19 protein-coding genes are annotated in these 22,844 nt (G+C 55.5%); 8 read left to right on the forward strand and 11 right to left on the reverse strand.

Annotation, left to right across the window (positions count from 1 at the left end):
* Positions 1–222: 222 nt before the first annotated feature.
* Positions 223–549 (forward strand): hypothetical protein, encoded by a 327-nt coding sequence (locus QQL78_RS06190; RefSeq protein ID WP_284371650.1) that lies wholly within the window; start codon positions 223–225, stop codon positions 547–549.
* 351 nt (positions 550–900) lie between these two features.
* Here the strand turns inward: QQL78_RS06190 and ilvN are convergent, their stop codons facing one another.
* The 5 genes from ilvN to QQL78_RS06215 form a co-directional block, all read right to left on the reverse strand.
* Positions 901–1,461 carry an acetolactate synthase small subunit gene (ilvN, locus tag QQL78_RS06195; RefSeq protein WP_284371652.1) on the reverse strand — a complete coding sequence of 187 codons (561 nt, stop codon included), beginning with the start codon at positions 1,459–1,461 and terminating at the stop codon, positions 901–903.
* Between the two features lie 72 nt (positions 1,462–1,533).
* Positions 1,534–3,285, reverse strand: coding sequence for an acetolactate synthase 3 large subunit (locus QQL78_RS06200; RefSeq protein WP_284371654.1), 1,752 nt, complete (start codon positions 3,283–3,285; stop codon positions 1,534–1,536).
* A gap of 528 nt (positions 3,286–3,813) precedes the next feature.
* On the reverse strand, positions 3,814–4,434 hold the full coding sequence (locus QQL78_RS06205; RefSeq protein WP_284371655.1) for a glutathione S-transferase family protein: 621 nt from the start codon (positions 4,432–4,434) through the stop codon (positions 3,814–3,816).
* 191 nt (positions 4,435–4,625) lie between these two features.
* Positions 4,626–5,270 (reverse strand): response regulator transcription factor, encoded by a 645-nt coding sequence (locus tag QQL78_RS06210; RefSeq protein WP_284371657.1) that lies wholly within the window; start codon positions 5,268–5,270, stop codon positions 4,626–4,628.
* Positions 5,267–6,688 carry a cache domain-containing protein gene (locus QQL78_RS06215; RefSeq protein ID WP_284371659.1) on the reverse strand — a complete coding sequence of 474 codons (1,422 nt, stop codon included), beginning with the start codon at positions 6,686–6,688 and terminating at the stop codon, positions 5,267–5,269. Before QQL78_RS06215 ends, QQL78_RS06210 begins: the two co-directional genes overlap by 4 nt.
* Positions 6,689–6,940: 252 nt before the next feature.
* Between QQL78_RS06215 and QQL78_RS06220 the strand changes: the two genes are divergently transcribed.
* From QQL78_RS06220 to QQL78_RS06230, 3 genes are all read left to right on the forward strand, one after another.
* Positions 6,941–8,029, forward strand: a complete 1,089-nt coding sequence (locus QQL78_RS06220; RefSeq protein ID WP_284371661.1) for a TRAP transporter substrate-binding protein — start codon at positions 6,941–6,943, stop codon at positions 8,027–8,029.
* Between the two features lie 130 nt (positions 8,030–8,159).
* Positions 8,160–9,128 (forward strand): TRAP transporter small permease subunit, encoded by a 969-nt coding sequence (locus tag QQL78_RS06225; protein WP_284371663.1) that lies wholly within the window; start codon positions 8,160–8,162, stop codon positions 9,126–9,128.
* Positions 9,128–11,479 (forward strand): TRAP transporter large permease, encoded by a 2,352-nt coding sequence (locus QQL78_RS06230; protein ID WP_284371665.1) that lies wholly within the window; start codon positions 9,128–9,130, stop codon positions 11,477–11,479. The genes QQL78_RS06225 and QQL78_RS06230 overlap by 1 nt, the downstream gene beginning before the upstream one ends.
* A 164-nt stretch (positions 11,480–11,643) precedes the next feature.
* On the opposite strand, the gene QQL78_RS06235 is transcribed toward QQL78_RS06230, so the two are convergent.
* From QQL78_RS06235 to QQL78_RS06245, 3 genes are all read right to left on the reverse strand, one after another.
* On the reverse strand, positions 11,644–12,465 hold the full coding sequence (locus QQL78_RS06235; RefSeq protein WP_284371667.1) for an arginyltransferase: 822 nt from the start codon (positions 12,463–12,465) through the stop codon (positions 11,644–11,646).
* Between the two features lie 93 nt (positions 12,466–12,558).
* A complete protein-coding gene (locus tag QQL78_RS06240; RefSeq protein ID WP_386257595.1) occupies positions 12,559–12,984 on the reverse strand; it encodes an RDD family protein in 426 nt (141 codons plus the stop codon).
* Between the two features lie 59 nt (positions 12,985–13,043).
* Complete coding sequence (locus QQL78_RS06245; RefSeq protein WP_284371671.1) at positions 13,044–13,445, reverse strand: DUF2852 domain-containing protein; 402 nt, start codon at positions 13,443–13,445, stop codon at positions 13,044–13,046.
* Positions 13,446–14,018: 573 nt separating this feature from the next.
* Here QQL78_RS06245 and QQL78_RS06250 point away from each other — a divergent pair.
* On the forward strand, positions 14,019–14,999 hold the full coding sequence (locus tag QQL78_RS06250; RefSeq protein ID WP_284371673.1) for a hypothetical protein: 981 nt from the start codon (positions 14,019–14,021) through the stop codon (positions 14,997–14,999).
* 179 nt (positions 15,000–15,178) lie between these two features.
* Here the strand turns inward: QQL78_RS06250 and QQL78_RS06255 are convergent, their stop codons facing one another.
* The 3 genes from QQL78_RS06255 to QQL78_RS06265 all read right to left on the reverse strand — a co-directional run bounded on the left by QQL78_RS06255 (position 15,179) and on the right by QQL78_RS06265 (position 18,555).
* Complete coding sequence (locus QQL78_RS06255) at positions 15,179–16,444, reverse strand: hypothetical protein (protein ID WP_284371675.1); 1,266 nt, start codon at positions 16,442–16,444, stop codon at positions 15,179–15,181.
* A gap of 219 nt (positions 16,445–16,663) precedes the next feature.
* The gene (locus QQL78_RS06260) at positions 16,664–17,695 is read right to left on the reverse strand and encodes a sensor histidine kinase (protein ID WP_284371677.1); all 1,032 of its coding nucleotides are present in this window, start codon (positions 17,693–17,695) and stop codon (positions 16,664–16,666) included.
* A gap of 125 nt (positions 17,696–17,820) precedes the next feature.
* Complete coding sequence (locus QQL78_RS06265) at positions 17,821–18,555, reverse strand: alpha/beta fold hydrolase (RefSeq protein ID WP_284371679.1); 735 nt, start codon at positions 18,553–18,555, stop codon at positions 17,821–17,823.
* Positions 18,556–18,970: 415 nt separating this feature from the next.
* On the opposite strand from QQL78_RS06265, the gene QQL78_RS06270 reads away from it, so the two are divergent.
* The 3 genes from QQL78_RS06270 to QQL78_RS06280 all read left to right on the forward strand — a co-directional run bounded on the left by QQL78_RS06270 (position 18,971) and on the right by QQL78_RS06280 (position 22,689).
* Complete coding sequence (locus QQL78_RS06270; RefSeq protein WP_284371681.1) at positions 18,971–19,441, forward strand: YbaK/EbsC family protein; 471 nt, start codon at positions 18,971–18,973, stop codon at positions 19,439–19,441.
* Between the two features lie 180 nt (positions 19,442–19,621).
* Positions 19,622–22,417: a [protein-PII] uridylyltransferase family protein gene (locus tag QQL78_RS06275; RefSeq protein WP_284371682.1), complete on the forward strand. Its 2,796-nt coding sequence runs from the start codon at positions 19,622–19,624 to the stop codon at positions 22,415–22,417.
* The gene (locus tag QQL78_RS06280) at positions 22,417–22,689 is read left to right on the forward strand and encodes a hypothetical protein (RefSeq protein WP_284371684.1); all 273 of its coding nucleotides are present in this window, start codon (positions 22,417–22,419) and stop codon (positions 22,687–22,689) included. The genes QQL78_RS06275 and QQL78_RS06280 overlap by 1 nt, the downstream gene beginning before the upstream one ends.
* The last annotated feature ends 155 nt before the right edge of the window (positions 22,690–22,844 follow it).

Raw genomic sequence — 22,844 nt, forward strand, 5'->3', positions numbered from 1 at the left:
TCTGATTTTCTGAGGTGAAGCGCACTGTTACCCGAAATCATAGCACAATTGACGCTAACTAGCAACAGGTGTGACGCTATTTTGGTGCAGTTGGTGCATTTTTAGACACAAATGCCTCCGTGCTCTGAAACCGCTTACACTTATAATACATGTAAGAAGTTTTGCGGTTGCTGGGATGAAAGGGCGTGGCTGTTAATGTTTGGGGTTGTACTTTGGAGTAATGTGAAAGACGAGAAAGCTGTGTTCTGGTGTGAAGACCATGGGGATCTTGCCTATTTTGACGCGGCGGCCATGATTGCCGATGAGCAAAGGCAATTTAAGCCGGGGGATATGGTGCAGTTTGATGTCTCCATTGAGCGCAAGACAAGGCGCGCAACAAATGCCCGGCTTATAGAGAGTAATGTTTGCAATGGGTTACTCGATGGTTTGCGCAGCAGTGTTGCTGAAGAAAATGCGACATCAGTTGCTGCACCACCAACCGGTGAAATTGTTCCATTCCCTCAGAAAGCAAATATGCTCCGCCCGCTGAAACGTTGCGAAATCGGCTAAAGTGCCACCGGCTGGCCCAGCTTCAATATCCGAGAACACGATTGGTAAGGCGTGCAAAGTCATCGCCTTGCAGAAAGATCCGGGAGCGTTGATTAACAGGTTCTAAGGCAAAATTCCGGCTGCGGTCTATGTCATATGACATAGAGGTTTGGCGGTTTTTGCCGGGACGGTAAGGTGGCGCGATTTTACCAAAGCCCACCGAAAATCTGTGTGCAGATTTCTGTTTTTAATGGAATTGCGGCCTGCAAACAAAGCGACAGATATTCTGTTCAGGTTCAGACGCTGATGTTCGAGGCGAAAAGGGGAGCGCCAGTCCAAAGGAGGTGCCGACGCCCCGCAATATCCGTCAGATCAATCGCCGCGGGACAGGGCTGCCACGCCGGTACGGGCCACCTCAGACAGGCCCAAGGGGCGCATCAGATCCGCAAAAGCGTCGATCTTCTCCGGCGCACCGGTGATTTCAAACACAAAACTTTCCAAGGTGCTGTCCACCACATTGGCGCGAAAGATATCCGCCAGCCGCAGGGCTTCGACACGTTGTTCACCTTTTCCGGTGACTTTGAACATTGCCAGTTCGCGTTCAACGCTTTGGCCTTCGACAGTCAGGTCATGCACATCATGCACGGAAACGATCCGTCCCAGCTGTGCCTTGATCTGTTCGATGACCTGCGGTGTGCCCGAGGTCACAATGGTGATGCGGGAAAGGTGTCCGGTGTGATCCACCTCGGCCACGGTCAGGCTGTCGATGTTATAGCCACGCCCGGAAAACAACCCGATGACGCGGGCCAGGACGCCGGGTTCGTTTTCAACCAGCACCGCCAGCGTGTGACGCTCTATCACGTCAGAAAAATTGGGGCGTAGATTGTAGGCAGAGTGCGACGTGGCACCTTTTTTGATTTTTAGAGCTGACATATTCCGTATCCTTCAATTGGAGGTGTCGGAAACGTTCAAAGTTTCCGACCGTTTTCTTTCTAAGAAAACGTCTCAGACGAGAACCGACCCCTTTGCGTCAATTGCATTCTGCGTATCTGCATCACCCATAAGCATCTCGTTATGCGCCTTACCTGATGGGATCATCGGGAAGCAGTTTTCATGCTTTTCCACCAGACAATCAAAGATCACCGGCCCGTCATGATTGATCATTTCCATGATCGCATCATCCAGATCGTCCGGGTCGGAACAGATGATGCCCTTGGCCCCAAAGGCATCGGCCAGTTTCACAAAATCTGGCAGGGATTCTGACCAGCTTTGGGAATAGCGTTCACCATGCAGCAACTCCTGCCACTGGCGCACCATGCCAAGGCGTTCGTTGTTGAGGATGAACTGTTTGACCGGCAGGTTGAATTGCATGGCCGTGCCCATTTCCTGCATGTTCATCAACCATGAGGCTTCGCCCGCCACATTGATAACAAGGCTGTCTGGATGCGCCATCTGCACGCCAATCGACGCCGGAAAGCCATAGCCCATCGTGCCCAGTCCACCGGAGGTCATCCAGCGGTTGGGATCTTCAAATCCAAGATATTGCGCTGCCCACATCTGATGTTGACCCACCTCAGTGGTGATATAGCGGTCGCGGTCCTTGGTCAGCGCTTCAAGACGGGACAGGGCGTATTGCGGCTTGATGATCTTGCCTTCCTGCTTGAACTTCAGGCAATCCACCGCGCGCCATTCCTCAATCTGCTTCCACCACTTGGCCACCGCTTCGGAGTTGGTCTTGCGGCCCCGTGATTTCCAGATTTTCAGCAGATCCTCCAGCACATGACCCACATCACCCAGGATCGGGATATCCACACGGATCACCTTGTTGATCGAGGAGGCATCAATGTCGATATGCGCCTTTTTGGATTTCGGGCTGAACAGGTCAACAACGCCGGTGATCCGGTCGTCAAACCTTGCACCGATGTTGATCATCAGATCGCAGCCATGCATCGCCATATTGGCTTCATAAAGCCCGTGCATGCCCAGCATGCCCAACCATTTGTCACCCGATGCCGGATAACAGCCCAGCCCCATCAGGGTAGAGGTGATTGGAAAACCTGTGGCATCGACCAGTTCGCGCAGCAATTGCGAGGCACTGGGGCCGGAATTGACCACACCCCCGCCGGTATAAAACACCGGGCGTTTGGCCTTTTCGATGGCGGCAACCAATTCGGTGATCTCTTCCAGATCGCCTTTAAGGCGGGGTTGGTAATGTGACACAGATGGGGCCTTGGGCGTATAGGTGCCGGTGGCAAACTGCACATCCTTGGGGATATCCACCAGCACCGGACCCGGACGGCCCGAGGTGGCAACATGAAAGGCCTCATGCAGGACACCGGAGAGCTGGTCGGTTTCTTTCACCAGCCAGTTGTGTTTAGTGCAGGGGCGGGTGATGCCCACAGTATCGGCTTCCTGAAAGGCGTCGGAACCGATCATGAACGTCGGAACCTGACCCGTTAAAACGATCAGCGGAATTGAATCAAGCAGGGCGTCGGTCAGGCCGGTCACCGCATTTGTCGCACCCGGACCAGAGGTCACCAGAACAACGCCGGGCTTGCCGGTGGATCGGGCATAACCTTCGGCGGCATGCACCGCGCCCTGTTCGTGACGCACGAGGATGTGCTTGATCGAGTTCTGCTGAAACACCTCATCATAAATCGGTAGCACAGCACCGCCGGGGTATCCGAACACAGTGTCCACACCTTGATCGATTAAGGCTTGGACAATCATTTTGGCTCCGGTCATTTGGCGTTTCATCGTAGTGCTCCGTGCGGCGTTAATTTGTGTGGCGCATAAAAAAGCCCCCGAGGATGTCGGGGGCGCATGGGTCAAGATATGGTCTACCGTTACCGGCCCATGCGCGTTTGTCCTAGAATGACGACTAGAGTGGTCATGCCCAAAGGCTCCTTAATGCGTTCCGGGACATTAGGAGGGGTTTTGCGGGGCGTCAACAGGCAATAAGGCGAGAAATATGTCTTTGGCGGCGATCATTTTGGAATTTTGTTACGTTTCTTGTGGTTGGAACGACATAAATTGAAATTTCACCCTCAATCTGCACTGTAATTGCCGTTGGGGCAGGGCAATTACCTGCTGATTGGTCTTGGTTAAGAAGAAAACTCGATGGCATTTGGCGCGTTGTCAGCTGTCGTATGGCCGTTCTCAGCGGACCATTCTGTAACATGGCCCGCACCATACCAGCGCGAGGATCGCGATCTATGTGTCGGTGTCTTGTTGCTCGGGGCCGGGGGCGCAAGGGGAAGGCACGCGGATAACAGTGGCCGATATTTACGTCAGGGGCAGCATCACATGTTTTTGGTAGGCAGACCGTTTTGCAAGAACCTCCCACCACCGTCGCAGGTTGGGCAAGGCCGGTCGGTCAAATTCCATCCTATGCCACCGATAGGCGGCACAGCCCAGCGGGATATCAGCCATGCTGATGTGGTCCCCCAGAATGAAGGATCTTTCCTCCAGGTGTTTGTCCAGCATCGCCCAAAAGCCCGTGCATTCCGCAATCGCGGCATTGATTGCCGTCTGATCCCTTTCTGCAGCATCGGTTCTGATCAATTGCCAGAACAGCGTGGTCATCGGGAGGTGCAGGGCGGTTTGATACCAGTCCATCCATTGACTGGCGTGACCCCGTTGCCGGGCGTCCGCTGGAAACCAGGGCGCGGTTCCATATAGATCACATAAATAGCGCACAATCGCGTTGGATTCCCATATCACATAGCCTTCATCAATCAGCGTGGGGATCTTACCGTTTGGGTTCTGGGCGCGATAGGCCGGCGCGTCATTGCCGCCAAATGCCCCGCCAATGTCTTTGCGGTCCACCTCGATATCTAGCTCGGCCAGACACCACATGACCTTTTGCACATTTACGGAATTTGGCCGCCCGAGGACTTGTATCACGTCTGGGTTTCCCTGTTAGTTTTGTTTATTTTCAATTTCTTAGATATCTATTCGCCGTACCCCGAACACGGCGTACGGCGGTGATGAGCGAAGGGCGGGCGCTGAAACATGTTGGGTCTGCTGAAACATGTTGGGTCTAATGGCATTTCACATGAGGGAGAATTGTGGCAGGTGAATTTCATCGCCAGTCCCTACAGGCGCGCGCCTGTGCCCTGCAAAACACCATGTTCCATGGCATAACGGGTCAGCCCGGCGGTGCTGGAAATGCCAAGTTTGCGTTTGATGTTTTTGCGGTGCGTTTCAACCGTGCGCACAGAGATATCCAATTGGCCAGCAACCTGTTTGTTTGAATTGCCAGAGGCCAGTTGCAGCAGGATGGTCTGTTCGCGTTCCGTCAATGCTTCGCGACCACCATCATCCTTGGGGGCGATGGAACCCTGCGCGCCTGTGCAGAGATAGCGTTCGCCGCCCATCACCACATCAATGGCCTGTTTGATCTCGTCGGTGGGGACGTCCTTAAGCAGATACCCCATTGCCCCATGGCTCAGTGCGCTGGCAATATATTCGGGGTTGTCATGCATGGTCAGGATCACGATGCGCGTCTCGGGGCGGCGTTCCAGCACGATTTCAGTGGCGGTCAATCCGCCAATGTCAGGCATGTTCAGATCCATCAGGATGACATCGGGGTTCAGCCGGTCCAGTTGGTCAATCATTGCGCGCCCATTGGGCAGTGTCGCGATGACGCTGATGTCATCATAACTTTCCAGAATGGATTGGATGCCCTCAGCGACCATTGGGTGATCGTCAACAATTACAACACGGGTCTGATTTGTCATTCAGCAGCAACCTTGGGATGTTCTGAGCTTTCCGGCGGAAGCATATGGCTTAAAGGCACCGTGGCTTCAATAGTGGTGCCGCCTGTCTTGCCGATGCGCACCACCAATTTGCCGTTCACTTGCTCCATGCGTTCCTGCATATTGCGCAGGCCCAGCCCGGATGAGGTGGCAGAGGGGCTTGTTGCGATCCCGCAGCCATTGTCCCGGATCAACAAGGTTGCGCCATGCCGGTGCCCGCGCAGACTGACGTCAATCTGATCTGCCCCGGCGTGACGTTCTATATTGGTCAGGGCCTCTTGGGCGATGCGGTAAAGGGCAATCTTCGCTTCATCGTCCAGACGGTTGCGAAACACCGCCGTTTCAAATCGACCTGTGATGCCGGTGCGGGCCTCGAATTCTTCAACAAGGGTTTTGATCGCGGGGCCAAGCCCCAGATCATCCAGCACGCCGGGGCGCAGATCGCGGCTGATCCGGCGCACCTCAATGATGGCCTCGCCCAGACTGTCGATCCCCTTGGCCAAAGGTTCCGCCGCCTTGGCATCCCCCCGCTCCAGACGCCGCCGCGCGCTGTCCAGCGCATAGCGTACACCAACAAGGATCTGGCTGATCCCGTCATGTAGCTCCCGTGCCACGCGGCCGCGTTCCTCTTCCTGCGCGTCAAACACCCGTTCGGTCAGCTTTTTCAACTTGGCATCAGCAAGGCGGCGTTCGCGCAGATTCACCCCCATGCCTGTGGCAAAGACCACAAACAAGGCCGCCAGGGTGATGCCGCCGATATAGACAAAGGTGCGTTGCACCCGCGCCTCGACATCGGCCCGCGCACTGGCCACCGATGCCAACACATCGTCGATAAACACACCGGTCCCAACTGCCCATTGCCAGGATGGAAAAGAGGTCACATAGGTGATCATCCGCGCTTCTTCTCCGGTGCTGGGTTTTGGCCAGAGATAGCTGTGATGGCCTGCGCCTTCTCGGGCAATGCGGATCAGCGCGTCGACAATTTCTGTACCTTCGCTATCGGTCTGACCCCGCCAGTTTCGGTTAATCCGATCAGTCTGTCGTGGGCTGACCAATTGGGTTCCTTCGTAGTCATAGACAAAGAATTGCCCCTCATCGCCGTAGATCATCGCAGACAGGATCTGTGCCACCCGCTGTTTGGCTTCCTCATCATCCGGGGCCGCATTGCCGTAGATAAAGTAGAACCCGTTGCGGGCCTGAGTTACGTAATTGCGCAGCTCTGCTTTTTTGGCCTCGATCAGCTGCGCCTCAAGCGTGAAAATCTCGCGTTCGGCAAGGGCGCGGGCCTGAAGTGCGACGATCATGGCAATGGCTGCAACCGCGACAATCAGCGGAATCGCCGCCAAAAGCGTAAGCTTTTGCGCATAGCTGAGGACAAAGGAACGAAAGAAACGCCGCATGAATGATTCGATACGACGAATCGGTCACGAATCAAAGGGCAGGCGGGGTGTCGGGCCGCAACATTCGCGAAGGCGCGCGGGATTCGTATCAAAATAGTCAACAAAAATTGGTGTTTGGGCCTGTTTGGGGTCGTCCCTACGTAGAACTAGGTATTTCACTTCTGGCAACCCTTGCTAGGGTAGCTCCACTTGAAACGACCTGCGCGTGCGAGTCTGCGCGACGCGGGCATTCTACTCGGGAGGAGTAACCCTATGGATCGTCGTTCATTTCTGAAGACATCTGCCCTCGGTGGTACCGCCGCCGCCGCAACAACACTTGCCGCACCAGTTTACGCACAAGGCAAGAAGACACTGACAATGGTCACATCCTGGCCGCGCGGTTTTGCCGTGCTGGACGATGCGGCAACCTATCTGAACAACATGGTCAACGAGATGTCTGACGGCACCCTGACCATCGACAAAAAAGCCCCGGGTGAACTGGTTGGTGCTTTCGAAGTATTTGACGCGGTATCTTCCGGTCAGGCCGACATGTACCACTCCGCTGACTATTATTTCATCGGCCAGCACCCGGCCTATGCCTATTACACTGCCGTTCCTTTCGGCGGCACAGCACAAGAGCTGACCAACTGGTACCACCACGGTGGCGGCCATGACCTGCACAACGAACTGGGCGAGATCTTTAACCTCAAGTCCTTCCTCGCCGGTAACTCCGGTTCACAGTCCGGTGGTTGGTTCCGCAATGAAATCGGTTCTGCCGCAGACTTCAACGGTCTGAAATTCCGTATGCCGGGCCTTGGTGGTAAGGTTCTGGGTAAACTGGGCGCATCTGTTCAGAACATCCCGGGTGGCGAACTGTATCAGGCGCTGTCTTCCGGTGCTCTGGACGGTCTGGAGTGGGTTGGCCCGTTTGCAGACGAACGCGCCGGCTTCCAGGAAGTGGCAAAAGTATACTACACAGCGGGCTTCCACGAGCCGGGTTCCGGTCTGGCTTGCGCTGTGAACCTTGATGTCTTCAACGAGCTGTCCCCAGCGCACCAGAAGATCATTGAATATGCGACAATGGCGACCACCCACATTCAGCTGGCCGAGACATTGGCCAACAACGGTGCGGCGCTTTCACGTTTGCAGCAGCAAGGTGTGAAAACCATGCAGTTCTCTGACGATGTCTGGGATGCATTCGGTGCGGCCTCTTCCGAGGTCATGGATGAAAACATGGGCGATGACCTGTTCGCACGGACACGCGAAAGCTTTGAAGCCTCGCTGACCTCTTCTGCGGAATGGCTGTCCAAGTCTGACGCCTTCTACGTTGAGCAGCGCGAGCGTGTGCGCAACAAAGGCTAAGCCTTCACTGTAAAATACTTAAGGGCCGCGCGATTGTCGCGGCCCTTGATGCAATTCAAACGACGGGCGCAAACGCCCGATACGCGCGAAATAGGGTCAACCCTGACGTGCGCTCCGGGGAGGGGACATAATGGCCGACGATGTGGTGTGTTCGGGATTTTTCCGTGCAGCTGAGGGTGCCAAGCTCAGCTGTCTTGATAAGTTCCAGGATTCTGGCGGGCTCCAGTATATTTTAGGGAACTTCGTAGAAGCCCCTTACAACCTGTTTGCGGCGCTTTTTCAGCCTGCGCTCTGGTTGAATTGGACTGATCCGCAAGCGATGATGCGCTTCATCTATTACGGGGCCTCTACAGAGCTGTTTTTTGTTCTGACGCTGATCCTGATCATCATCACCGGCATCGCCATGCGTCGCCGCGAGATGATGTGGTCAATGGTGCGCGGTCTGGAATGGTTCGGCAACGGTGTTGGCCGTCTGTTCGCCTGGGCCGGGCTGATCATGGTGCTGCAACAGATCATCATCGTCTTTATGCAGCGGATTTTCACACGGCCTGACATTTCGATCGGCTTTGGCATCCCATTGCAGTTTGACATCTCTTGGTTTGCGGAAGAATTGAAACTTTTCAACGCCTTGGTGGTCTGTCTTTGTGTCTCCTACACCTTTGTACAGGGCGGCCATGTGCGGGTTGATCTGTTCTATGCCGGTGCAAAGTTCCGCACCAAAAAGATCGTCGATATGTTCGGCGCGTTGTTTTTCATGATCCCCTTTGCGGTCGTGACCTGGCTCTACGGCTGGTTCTTCATGTGGCGCCATCTGGTCACGCCGAACCCCTCTGCCTCTGACTCACTGGATCTGCTGCTGCGCAAGGCGCGGGTGCTGAAATGGAATGTTGAAACCATCGGCTTCTCGCCAAATGGCTTTAACGGTTACTTTATCTTCAAAATCCTGCTGTGCCTGTTCTGCGTCATGGTGATTTTGCAAGCCATCGCCGTCTTCTATCGCAGCTGGTGCGAATTCAAGGAAGGCTCCGAGTCCGAGGGTAAATATCTCGACAGGGATACCCTTGGCGAAGGCGAAGAAGCATATGAGGGAACACACTGATGTTTTTTGGTCTCGACGGGGTCGAAGTTGGCCTGATTATTGTATTTGTCTGCCTGTTCGGCGGCATCCTTTCCGGCTTTCCAGTGGCCTTTGCCATTGGTGGCGCGGGGATCATCTCCTTCGCCATCATCGCGGCGCTGGATTCAGCGGGGTTGCTGATACATCAGGCCATCGACACCTCCTCTGATGCCTATCGCGCCTTGGTTAACTCCGGGGTGAAAGAAGATACGGTGTCACTGTTCAGATACCCGGATCTACCGCGGGTTGCGATTTCGGTGTTTCCTGACGGCTGGGAAACTGCGCTGGACCGCAATGTTTCCTTTATCGTCAACCGCATGAACGAACGTGTTCTGGCGGGGCAGTCGATCGAGACATTGCTGGCGGTTTTGATGTTTGTCCTGATGGGCATCACGCTGGAACGCTCCAAAATTGCGGATGATCTGCTGACCACAATGGCCAAGGTTTTCGGACCGCTGCCCGGTGGTCTGGCTGTGTCTGTTGTGGTTGTGGGGGCCTTCCTTGCGGCCTCGACCGGCATTGTCGGTGCGACGGTGGTGACCATGGGTCTTCTGGCCCTGCCGACCATGTTGCGCAACAATTATTCCCCGGAAATCGCCACCGGTGTCATCGCGGCATCCGGCACATTGGGGCAGATCATTCCGCCCTCGATTGTGATTGTTCTGCTGGGCACTTTGGCGGGGGATCTCTATTCCGCCGCGCAAGAGGCCCGCGCGCAGACTGCGGGCTGTACCGATGCTTTGACCCTGTTGGGCGAGCCGGCGGTTGTATCGGTGGGGACGCTGTTTCAGGCAGCCCTGTTGCCCGGTATCATGCTGGCGCTGCTCTATGCGCTTTATGCCTTTGGCTATGCCTTGCTGAACCCTGAAAAGGCACCGGCGGTTACCATGGGATCAACCAATTCCGAAGCGATCACACGCAATGAAGCCTTCACATGGTTCCTCGGCGCACCGGTGCTGTTGATTGTGGGGACGATTTTCCTTGGCAACCTTGGTGTTGTCGGCAGCCAGTCGACCACAGTTTCAAGCTTCTCTGACATTGGTGAAGCGGCCAGCCTGCGCACCAATGTAGGAGAGGAATGTCAGGCTTCGATGATCGAATTGCACGGGCAGGAGGCCTGGGACAAGGCGCTTGCCGAGCAGAAGGTGATTGAAGAGGCCGGCGGCCTTGCACAGTCCGAAAAGCTGAGTGATGAGGATCTTGCTGCCAAACAAGCTGCAAAGATTGCGGATGCGGCCCCCATCGGAACCGGCGTTGCCATTCTGCTGGTGCTGTTGTCGCTGTTCCTGACCACAGGGCGTGGCGTGTCGCCATCTTCTGATACCCGGCCGCTGATCATTGGTGGTCTGGGTGTGGTGCTGGCCGTGCTGGTCGATATTCTGTTGATCGGACCGACCACCTCGGCCGGGGTGATGGTTGTACTGATGGCGATCCCCTTTGCCTTGATCCTTTACGGGGTGGTCTATGCCACCAAGCTATGCGCCGCGAACGAGCTGATCCGTGTGGTCTTCCCACCGCTGATGCTGATCGTTGCCGTGCTGGGGTCGATCCTTGGCGGTATCACCAATCCAACACCGGCTGCGGCCCTTGGGGCAGGTGGTGCGATCATGCTGGCGGCCTATCGCAAGCTGCGCGACGAGGACCGTTCGCCCAAGGTGATCATCTGGTCCACACTGGCCATTATCGTCTGTATTCTGGTCGGGGTGAACTTTGACCTGCGGATCAATCAGGACGATGTGTCCTTTGAAAGCTGGTTCGCTTTCTTCGTGGCCTATGGTGCCTATCTCTATGCGGTGTTTGGTCTGCTGTTCTCTTGCTGGATCCTGTTCACCCATGGCGTTCTGACACCGGTTGTGCGTGAAACCGCCAAGGTAACATCGATGGTGTTTACCATTCTGATCGGTTCGCAATTGCTCAATCTGGTGGTGATTAGTTTTGGCGGCGAACATTACATTCAGCAGTTCCTCAAGTCGTTTGACAATGAGCTGACGGTCTTCCTGCTGGTGATGCTGGTCCTGTTTGTTTTGGGTTTCGTGCTGGATTTCCTTGAAATCATCTACATCGTGGTGCCGATTGTCGGGCCGGTGATCTATGGCGGGACCTTTGATCCCAAATGGGTGACCATCATGATTGCGGTGAACCTGCAGACCTCCTTCCTGACGCCGCCCTTCGGCTTTGCCTTGTTCTACCTGCGCGGGGTTGCCCCGGCGAGCGTCACAACACAGCATATCTATCGTGGGATTGTGCCTTTTGTCCTGATCCAGGTTGCCGGTCTGGCGATCCTGTGGTTCTTCCCGGCGATTGTGACCATTGTGCCGGATCTGATCCCCTAGCAACAGCATAGGGCGATGGATGATCCAAAGGAGAGGCCGCCTGAGAAGGCGGCCTCATTTCATTTTGGATCTGGTGTGTGGTGTGAACGGTGCGCACAGCACGACTGTTGGGCCTGCGGCACGGCAGCACTACAGTATATAAGGCCAAAAAGAGGAGGGGCGTGTTAGCGCCGTTTCTGTGCCATGTCGGGCAGGGCGATATTGGCAACCTGTTCGGCAATGGGATCATTGCCAAGCGGGTGTTGTTCAGGTTCGAAACCCTCGGGGTTTTTCAGCTTCTGCCATTGGCCGCCAAAATAGACTTCAAGCCCTGAAAACTTGGCCTTATAGCCCATTTTCTGGCTGCCCGGGACCCAATAGCCAAGATAGACGTAGGGCAGACCGGCGCTGCGGGCGATGTCGATGTGATCCAGAATGATATAATTGCCCAGCCCATCCTTGGGGCGATCAGGTGTGTAGAAGGAATAGACCATGCTTAGCCCGTCCCCCAGCACATCCGTCAGGCAGACCCCGGCCAGATCACGGCTGTCCTTGTCGATATATTCAATCACCCGGCTGCGGATCGGGGTTTCCTCGACCATGGCGGCGAATTCGAATACATCCATATCTGCCATACCACCATCCGCATGGCGGCTGTCCAGATACCTGCGAAACAGCTCGTATTGTTCTTCTGTGGCCCAGGGGGAGGTGGCGCGCCGTTCCAGTCCCCTGTTGCGTGCAAGGGTGCGGCGCTGGCTGCGGCTGGCCGTGAAGGCGGCAACGTCAATCCGTGCGGACAGGCAGGATGCGCAATCAGCACAGGAGGGGCGGTAGAGCACATTCTGCGAACGCCGGAATCCCTGTGCAGAAAGGCTGTCGTTTAGGGCCCCCGCATTTTCACCCTGCAGCGCCGTGAAGAGTTTCCGCTCCATCCGGCCTTCAAGATAAGGGCAGGGTTGCGGCGCGGTGACATAGAACTGTGGCGTTAGCGGGAGTGTGTGGCGCATGGGTTCCGTTCTCTGAGACGGTCAGAGTGTAACCGCGCGCTCCCAAGCCGCCAAGCGGTGTTTTAGTAAAATCCACTCTATTCCGTGGATTACCTATTGGCGTTTGTTCAGGGCAACGGTCCCCAGCACCATATCGGTCAACCCTTGACGGCGCGCCGAGGTCAGCATCAGCACAATCGAGATAAGTTGCAAAACGGGGAGCGCAAGGGACACGGAATATCCCAGCGTGTGTAAAAACGCAGTTGCGCCATCCAATGGGCGGTCGTCGCCCTGACGGATTTCCAGTGACAAAAGGCGCATGCCCCAAGTGGCCGACCCGCCGGTCAAGGTGGCAACGCGGTACAGAAATCCGACGATCAACATCAGAAAGGGGAAAAACAAGATGCCGATGAAGGCCGTGACGGGCAGCATGGCCAGACAGATCAGAACAATCAGGACCATATCAAGGATCCATGCCACAAGCCGTTTGGTGGGGACGCCTGTGTAAAATTGCGGTTGGGTATCTGGATCAGGGGTCATCATGCTCTCTTTGTTCTTCGTGGTGGTCGCCCTCCGGAAAACCCGGAGGGCGGCGTGGATTAGTCAGCGTCTTCGCGTTTTGCGCGATCATCCATGAACTGGTCGAATTCGGCCTTGTCCTTGGCTTCGCGCAGACGTTCAAGGAAGGCTTCAAAGTTGTTTTGCTCTTCCTCCAGGCGGCGCAGAGTGTCAGCTTTATAGGAGTCAAAGGCCGAATTGCCGGTGCTGCGGGTGGACATCACGGTGCGGCTGCGACGCTGTGCGCAGGATTTGCCAGAAAACATACGTTTACTCCAGATCATATAGGCAAGAAGGGCAAGGCCAACGGGCCAGAAAAAGATGAACCCAAGGACCATCGCGGCGATCCATGCGCCTTTGCCCTTTTCGTCCAACCAGTTTTCGGTGCGCGCAAACCAATTGGGCCGCGGCGCAAAGGTCTGCTCGGATGCGAGTGTGTTCATGGTCAAGCCTTTCGAATACATAGGCCTGACTGCGGCCTATCTGCTTAAAAGGTCTTATGTGAATGCCTTTTACATTACCCAAGATGGGGATTGTTTCGCAGCTTGCAAGAGAAAATGTGAATGCTATTTACATTTATTTTTAAAATCTTTTTTTATCAGGTATTTAGGGGTTTCGTGAGTGTGGCGCGTGTAGCGCGACATCAATTTCTGCAGTGAATGACAGAGATATTTGCAGCAAACAGTTTTTCGCTAAATCATTCAAATACCGCTTCGAACACTCTTCGAACAGTTGATTGTGGTGAACGGCAGCAGTGAGCCCGTTGTAGCGCGACATCAATTTTTGCAGTGAATGACAGAGATATTTGCAGCAAACGTTTTTCGTAAAATCATTCAAATAACGCTTCGAACACTCTTCGAACAGTTGATTGTGGTGAACGGCAGCAGTGAGCCCAAAGTGCATGATGCTGCACGATGTACCAACGGCGGCTATACGCCTGCAAGTAAGCAAAAGAGATCACCGGAAGCACTTGCGACAGTTGACAGTATGGGCATTGTTAATCGTCACAAGGTGAGATGTCTATTTGGAGCAACAGCAAGATTATGTTAAATGAAAGTGTCGAGTGGCTGACGAGCCTGATCGGGGCTGATAGATGGTTTAGTATTGGCCTCGAGCTAGTGTCGTTGGCCTTATTGGCTCCGCTGACCGCAAGGTTTGTGTACTGGCAAGCTGATAAAAAATGGCGCATGGCCCGTTTCATGTTTATCAACGAGCTATGTGACCTCCTAGTTAAACTTGATGAAGCATCAGGCCGTGCCCTCTTCTCGATTAGTAACTTTGAACAAGTCAACGAACTTTTTGATGATCTGCAAAGTGCAGACTTTTCACAAGATGTGAATGAATATTTAGTACCGGGTTTCCTTATTCCAGCCGAGATACATCTGGGAGAAAACCACCAGTCATTTATTTTGCCTAGCGACTACGTTTATCTTGAAGGATTGGACGAGGCTGCTCTGAAAAATGTTCTTAAATTGTGTAACGAGATTAGTGATTTGGTTCCAACATACGGTTTTTGCCTATCCCCGCAAATGATCAATATCCTGTCAATTTTTATGAGTAATCAGCCGCAGTGGAGCATATCAGGAGAGCTGTCTTCACTTAGAGCGAACAGAGAACGCCAAGCTTACACGAGAGGCTTTTCCGGACAGCTTTTCTTTTCTAGATTTCGCGACCTTCATGACGGGGTGCAAGATTTCCTTATGCGCAAGCACAGTCGCTCGCGTTGGGATGGCGAGGCCCGAAAGTCTGGTAAATGGGTTTATAATACTCTTTGGCGTGCAATGTTGGGCATCGATTTCCACGTTGCTTCGCGTGATATTGAGCGACTGATCAGTACTATCAGCCTGAGAAAAGAAGAGAGAGAACTAATGCGATTGAAGATCAGTATCCTTTCTCGATCAAGAAATGTAGTGAGGCTGGCGAAGTCGTTGAGGGTGCACTTTATCATTGTTGAAGAAGGTTCAGCTACTGGCGAGCCGTTTTCGCCATATGAATAGTTTAGGATTTTCTCCAAACCGGACAGCAAGCACCGATCGACGAACGACGGCTTCGTCCCGCAAAGTCGGCATTCAACCATCTCAAAGCGGGCGATTACAAGCCGACACCACCGGCCACATTGCGATTACGAGGGCAGGGGGCCGACGTTGAGGCACAATCGCCGTTTCATCAAACACAGCTACACCCCCAGAGGACGCCAACGAGAACCATCCCAGCGCAGGCTGATTGGCGCGTAGCCCAAGGTTCTCGTCACATCGCCCAGGTAATTCGTGGTTGTGAAAGCCTCGATGGTGACGGGGAAGGTTCCTTCAGTCGTTGACCAAAGCTGAACTTCCTGCCCGAAGAAAAGCCCCTTTTCAATTTCTGTGATTTTGCAGGCGGCACTCCCGTCGATGCGGATCGCTTTTGATCCGGCAGCAAGAATTCGACCCCGCGTGAGTGTGAAGTCAGCACCTTCGGTATAGATGGTATTGGCAGCGTTGGTATCAATAACGCCTATTGAGCCAACTGCATTGCCTTGAGTATTTGTGACCCCAATCAAGCCTTTTTCTGCGTCAACCAAAGAGGTCACGAGCTTAGTAATTTCCAAATACCGCAGACGTTTTGGATCCGATGGCTCTTCGAACCGCAGCAAGGTTTCATCGGGTCTTAAAGCGGCATCGTAATCAGGAACCATGCCAGGACCTGCATTGATGCTGAGCTTGTAGCCATCCCCCCCGCGTGAGTACAAAGCCTGTTTTCCATTGTCGCAGTCAATATCAAGCTCCAGAACATGCCCTCGTGTTGTTCCAATGTCGTGAACGTCACCGAAAACAGCGCGTGTATATCCTCGGCTTCTTACCTTCACTTTGCCAGAGCACCGATAAGGATAAAGACGCACTGCCGTTGAGTTCAGTGTGTCCAATGTGCCGTCACCGTTGCGCAGATCAACCTCGACGTTAGCATCCACAATCGGCATTCGGAAATATACGCCCGTGTTGAGCGTGGTGCCCTTGTCACGGGCTTGCACAGCCTTGATTTTGACCGTGGGGGCCAGCATAGGGAACGTCACCTCACTTGCCCCCTGACCCGTCACTTCGTGGAAGCCACGCGCATTAAATACATAGTTTTGCCCTTCTACGTAGACGGTCCCCTCAATGGTGTTATTGCTGCCGCCCACACCATTATGAGCTATGCCAAAGGGAGCTGATGTACCTAGCCTTGATACGGCATCTGTCACCTTGCAATAATCGCAAGTGTCCATATCGACGGTGTGCCGGTCACCGAAACCTAACACACCATCAATGTTCACGTTGAAGGAGCCCTGCAAAATTCCAAGTCCGTAGGTCCCGGCGACACGGACGTCTTTTGTCGTGAAGTTGGACCCCTGAACATTGGTACAAGCGCGGAAACTATTCCCCGTACCGCCAGCCCCTTCGGTGTGCATTCGGTTGTGAACTTCCATACCTGAAACCACATATCGGCCTGATCAATCGCGACGGCCTCTTCATCGCTGATCCGGCTGATCTCGCCATCGATGACTTACACCGACACCACCGGCCACATTGCGATTGCAAGGGCGGGGGGCAACGTTGAGGTACAATCGCCAAGATAATTCGTGGTTGTGAAAGGCTTGATGGTGACGGGGAATGATCCTGATTGCGATGATAGGTGGCCCAGTGGCTCACGTCCCGCCGATGGCAGTCTCGCCTTGACCGCTGTCGGTTTGACCGTCGATCCCTCCCGGTGGGACCACCAGCGTGAATGTGGTCCAGTCATCGTTGGAGCTGACTTCCAGCTTGCCACCATGCGCCTTGGCGATTTCAGAGGCGATATAGAGCCCCAGGCCCAGGCCCATTTGATCCCCGTGGTTGGTGCTGCGCATAAAGGGATCAAACAGCCGCTCCATGGCCGATGGCGGTATCGGCGCGCCAGCATTTCTCACGCCAAGCTCGAAGGCACCTTCATCTATCGTGTTCAAATTCACGAAAATGGGGTGCTCAGGATCACCATAGGTCAGCGCATTTCCCAGCAGGTTGGACAAAAGCTGTCCGACACGTGGACCATCACATCTGACCGTGCCCTGTAAAGAGATATCGAGCTGGATCTCACGATCCGTATTGGCCGCGCGCAATTCGTTCACGACCTGCCTGACCTCGGTTTCCAGGACCGCTTCGTCAGACATATTCAACTCGATGCCCCCTCCCAGACGATTGCGTGCGAAATCAAGAATATTATGGATCAACAGTGACATGCGTTTCACCGAACCCTGCGTCAGCTCAACAATCTCCTGGCCCGTCTCACTAAGCGATTCTCGCGCAAGCATCCCCACGGAGGAAGATATGGAAGCGACCGGGTTAAGCAGATCATGGCCCAAGATCGCGACAAACTGCTCGCGCAGCTTCCCCTCGCGCTGCGTCAACAACAGCTGTGCTTCCGCCTCCGCACGCGCCTTGGCGAGGTCGCGTTCGAAAGCGCGCCGCGCGTCGGCCAGCAAAAAGGCGATGGTGGTCCTGCATTCTTTGCCCGAACCTGTGGTTTCGGCACTTAACAATACAGGAACCTTGCTGCCGTCTTTGGCAATGAGGTCAAGGCTTGCCCCGTCTACTTTCCCGTTCAGCGCCAGCATGGGCACGAAACTGGTTTCATAGACAACCCTGCTGGCCTTGCTCAGCAGACCGATGACAGGGGTCCCGTCCAACTCTGAAGCGCTCATTGCGAGCCAGCCGTGTAACCTGTTGTTCGTTTCAAGGATGATCCCCCGATCATCGTGGACAAGATGGCCGCAGGGGGTATTCTGGAATGACGGGGGTGCTGGTGAAAGTTCTGGACGGTCCGGCATCAAACGAAATCCCGGATCGCCGCGATCACCTGATCAGGTGCGGTGAGGTTCGGACAGTGACCGGTTGCGTCGAGCATCAGCAGCTTGCTGTTCGGGATCTGATCGCGGACGTATTCCCCCACATGTTCAGGGGCGATGATGTCTTCCTTGCATTGCAGCACAAGTGTTCTTGCGGTGATCTTAGGCAGGTCGGCACGATTGTCTGATGTAAATGTCGCCCGTGCAAAGCCCGAAGCGATTTTCGGGTCAAGTTTGCAGAAACTCTCGGTCAACTCTTGCCCATGCTCAGGGCGGTCTGCATTGGCCACGATAGCAGGGGCGAGCGCCGCAGACCATGCAAGGGGATTATCGTCGAGCGAGGCCAGAAGCTCTTCGATGTCGTCAGGGCTGAACCCGCCAATATAATCCTCATCATCGATGTAGCGTGGTGAAGGGCTGACCATGATCAGGGTGCTGAACATTTCAGGCTCTTGTATCGTCGCCAGAGCGCCAATCATGGCGCTGACGGAATGACCGACAAATATACCGTCGCGTATATCAAGTTCTTTGCCGATTCTGACCACATCCTCAGCATATCCCCCAAGTGTAGAGTACTTGTCCGGGTCATAGGCATTGGGGTTGGATCCGCCAGCACCGATATAGTCGAATGCCACAACCTTATGCGAGGATTCGAAAGACGGCACCACATGGCGCCACATTGTCTGATCACAGCCAAAGCCATGCGCAAAGAGCATCTGGCGCGCACCTGAACCAGATACCCTTACATTGTGCTGAAGAAGTGGGTTCATTAACTCACTGACGTGTTTAGGAAATATTGGAGCCGAATTATCGTCCATTTGGCAGACCAAGCCAAGCAGGAAGTTGCATCCGTGGCGTCAGGAAACGGCGGGCCATTTTTCGAAACCTATGAAGGCATGGCGTGTTTTGAAAGCGCCCCCGTTTTGGCGGCATTGGCTGGGTAGGGAAAGTGAAGCCGTTGTCTGAGCGACCCGCTAAAGCTATATAATTTATAAGGCGAGCTGGGGGCTGATTTTCATGAGATTCGGTTTCAGGGTGGGCATTGGAGAAGGTCGAAGAGTCTGTTCATGACGATATAGACAGGTCGTCCATCACCTTGCACCTGCTTCAACTTCGCGTTTAGATCGCGCCATGAGCAAGAGTTTAAAACGTGTCCGCACCGCCCTCGAAACTGCCGGATTGATCACGGATATCCGCGAGACCGCCTTGTCGCGCACCGCACAGGATGCCGCGGATGCGCTGGGGTGTCAGGTCGACCAGATTGCCAAATCGATCATTTTACGGGGGGAAACGTCAGGCGAGGCGCTGTTGTTTATTACGGCTGGTGGGCAAACCGTTGATCTGGATGCTGCTGCCGCCCTTGCGGGGGAGCCGTTGGGCAAGGCGGATGCGGCGTTGATAAGGGCACAGACTGGCTTTGCCATTGGCGGTGTTTCTCCCATTGGTCATGTGAACGAAACCCGAAAATGGTTTGACCGGTCACTGCTGGCCTTTGACATCGTATGGGCCGCCGCCGGGACGCCGCACCATGTATTCGCGTTGGCACCGCAAAAAATGGCATTGCTTGCACAGGCGGAAGTGGCGGATTTTATTACCGCCTAGGGGCAGAGGGGCGCCGCTGCTTTGCGCTGTGCGCGCAGAGTCGGTGGATAGTTGGCACCGTTTGCAGATGCGTTGAGCTTGGGCGTTTTTTCATCTTTGGGTCATGTCACGCCCTGCAACAGCACGCATGGGCATTTCCAGCCCTTGCTCCTGACCACGGACTGACGCAAAGATCAGCGCATGACACTTTCCCTTGCCTCTCTAATCACCCGCATTCCACGTATCTTTGATCAAGATCGCGCCCGCGATGCCTTGGCCTTGGTCCCAGATGCCCCGGCAGAGGTACGTGACCTTGTGGCGGGGGCAGCCGCCTGCGCGCCCTATCTGCTGAGCCTGCTGGAAAAAGAATCCGCATGGTTGGGGCAAGCGGTCGAGGATCCTGCAAAAGCGGTGCAGGCGGTGATCGACGGGGCGGCGGCACTCCCTTATTCGGAGGTTGGTGATGGTCTGCGCCGTGGCAAACGCCGATTGGCGCTGATGACGGCGCTATGTGATCTGGGTGGGGCATGGTCGCTGGAACAGGTGACGGGTGCCTTGACGGATTATGCTGACGCGGCCTGTGGCGCGGCCTTGCGTGCGGGGCTGGCCCCGCAAATTGCGCGCGGGAAATTGCCCGGCATGAGCGAGGATGATCTGGCGGATGCAGGTGGCATGGTGGTGCTTGCCATGGGCAAGATGGGCGCGCGCGAGCTGAACTATTCCTCAGACATCGATCTGATCTGCCTGTTTGATGAGACCCGTTTCGAGGTGGATGATTTCCACGCCGCCCGCACCGCATTTGTCCGCGCCACCCGCGCGATGAGCGGCACGTTAAGCGATCTTACCGGCGCGGGGTATGTTTTCCGCACCGACCTGCGCCTGCGTCCTGATCCGGCTGTCACCCCGGTCTGTATGGCGATGGAGGCCGCGGAGCGGTATTATGAGAGTCTGGGGCGGACATGGGAACGTGCGGCCTATATCAAGGCGCGGCCCTGCGCCGGAGATCTGGATGCGGGGGCGCGGTTTATCAAAACCTTGCGCCCCTTTATCTGGCGGCGCCATCTGGATTTTGCCGCGATTCAGGATGCCCATGACATGCGTCTTGCGATCCGCGAACACAAGGGGCTGGGCGGGCCGATCACCCTGCCGGGGCATAATATGAAACTGGGGCGCGGCGGCATTCGCGAGATCGAGTTTTTCACCCAGACACGCCAGTTGATTGCCGGCGGGCGCGACCCGGAGCTGCGTGGCCGGGGCACCTGTGCCAACCTTGAGATTCTGGCGCAGAAGAACTGGATCCCGACGGAAGTGGCGCAAAGTCTGACCGATCATTACCGCGCCCACCGTACGGTCGAACACCGCTTGCAAATGGTACGCGATGCCCAGACCCACGACCTGCCGCAGTCCAAAGAGGGTTTTGCCCGATTGGCGGCGATGATGGATTTGGAAGTGCCCGATCTTGAGGCCGATCTGCACCGCCGCCTGTCCGATGTACACGAAACCACCGAAGGGTTTTTCGCCGGCACCCAGAGCAAAGCCAAAGCCACCGGCGAAGCGCATCGTTTTGACATGCAGGTGCTGGACCGCTGGCACAGCTATCCTGCTTTCCGTTCTGAACGTGGTGCCGAGATATTTGAACGCCTGAAACCTGATCTGCTGGCACGATTGGCCCATGCGGCGAAACCGGATGAGGCGCTGCTGGCTTTTGACGGCTTCCTTGAACGCCTGCCGGCAGGGGTGCAGCTTTTCTCGCTGCTGAACGCCAACCCGCAACTGGCGGATCTGCTGATTGACGTGGTCAGTACCTCACCGGCACTGGCAAAACACCTGTCGCGCAATGCCGCTGTATTCGATGCGGTGATTGGTGGTGATTTCTTCAGCGACTGGCCCGGAGAGGCGGGGCTGCGCGAGGCGCTAAGCACTGTGCTCGCGCAGGAACCCAGTTACGAGGCACAATTGGACGGCACCCGCCGATGGGCGCGTGAATGGCATTTCCGCATTGGCGTGCATCTGCTGCGTGGGTTGACCAATGCCGAAACTGCGGGGCTGCAATATGCCGATCTGGCGCGCGCTGTACTCGGCGCGCTCTGGCCGGTGGTGACGGATGAGTTCGCCACCCGCTACGGGCCGTCACCCGGGCGGGGGGCGGTGCTGCTGGGCATGGGGTCGCTGGGGGCAGGGCGATTGAATGCCACTTCGGATCTGGACCTGCTGGTGATCTATGATCCGCTGGATCAAGATGTTTCGGAGGGGAAACGTTCGCTGCCTTCGCGCACCTATTATGCGCGGCTGACACAGGCGATGATCACTGCCATGACCGCGCCGATGTCACAGGGGAAACTCTATGAAATCGACATGCGCTTGCGCCCGTCCGGCAATCAGGGACCAGTGGCGACCAGCTTGGCCAGCTTTGAAAGCTATCAGAAAACCCAGGCTTGGGTCTGGGAACATCTGGCCCTGACCCGTGCCAGTGTTGTGGCCGGACCCGAGGCATTGGGCGCAGATGTTGACCTGATGTGTGCACAGGTACTGGCGCTTTCCAGCCCGCAGGAAAAGGTTGTGGCAGAAGTGGCCGACATGCGCGACAGGATTGCAGCCAGCAAGGCCGTGGCGGGGCCGTGGGACGCCAAAATCGGACCGGGCCGGTTACAGGACATCGAGTTGTTTGCCCAATCCGGTGCGCTGATTGCAGGACGTGCGGCGCATCGTATTCTGGACGGCATCGAGGCGGCTTTGGCCAAAGGGCTGATCGATGACGCCGGGGCGCAAACCCTGCGCCGTGCCTATGATGCTTGCTGGCAATTGCAATGCGCGGGAAAGCTGTTATCCCCCGACGCGCTGGATACCGGGGCGCTAGGGCAGGCAGGCGCTGCGTTTCTGGCCCGCGCCCTTGGTTGCGACACATTGGACGAGGTCGAGGCGCAAATGGAACAGAAATGCACCGCTGCAGCTGCTGTAATCACCGCTGCATTGGCAGGGCCCGAAGGAGTAGCATGATGGAAAAAGGCGACGTGCAAGACCCCAAGGGATTGATATTCGAGAGTTTTCGGATTGAAGGCATCACCAAACCGGAATGCCGTACGATTTTTCTGGATTGGGCGCTCAGCCTGCCACTTGAGCAGAATGCCAACAGCACCATCAGCCAGCTTTTGGCACGGTATCAACCTGACCATCCCGACCATCCGATGACCGAGGTGTTGAACGAAGGGCTGCACAACATGTCCGCCCCGCGTCGTCGTGGCGGCTGGCGTAATCGGGTGCGCAACTGACCCTGGCTGATGTGCCGGGAACTGGCGAGATCACCGGGCGCAACCTTTGGGCGGTGGCAGTCCCAGAAAATTTGTGAAAAAGCCGCATTACGGCCTCAATCCTTCATTATTTTCTTTCGCAAAGATGAAGGCGGGATTGCAAAATAAATCCCCGA

The organism is Sulfitobacter pacificus (assembly GCF_030159975.1).
Lineage (GTDB): Bacteria > Pseudomonadota > Alphaproteobacteria > Rhodobacterales > Rhodobacteraceae > Sulfitobacter > Sulfitobacter pacificus.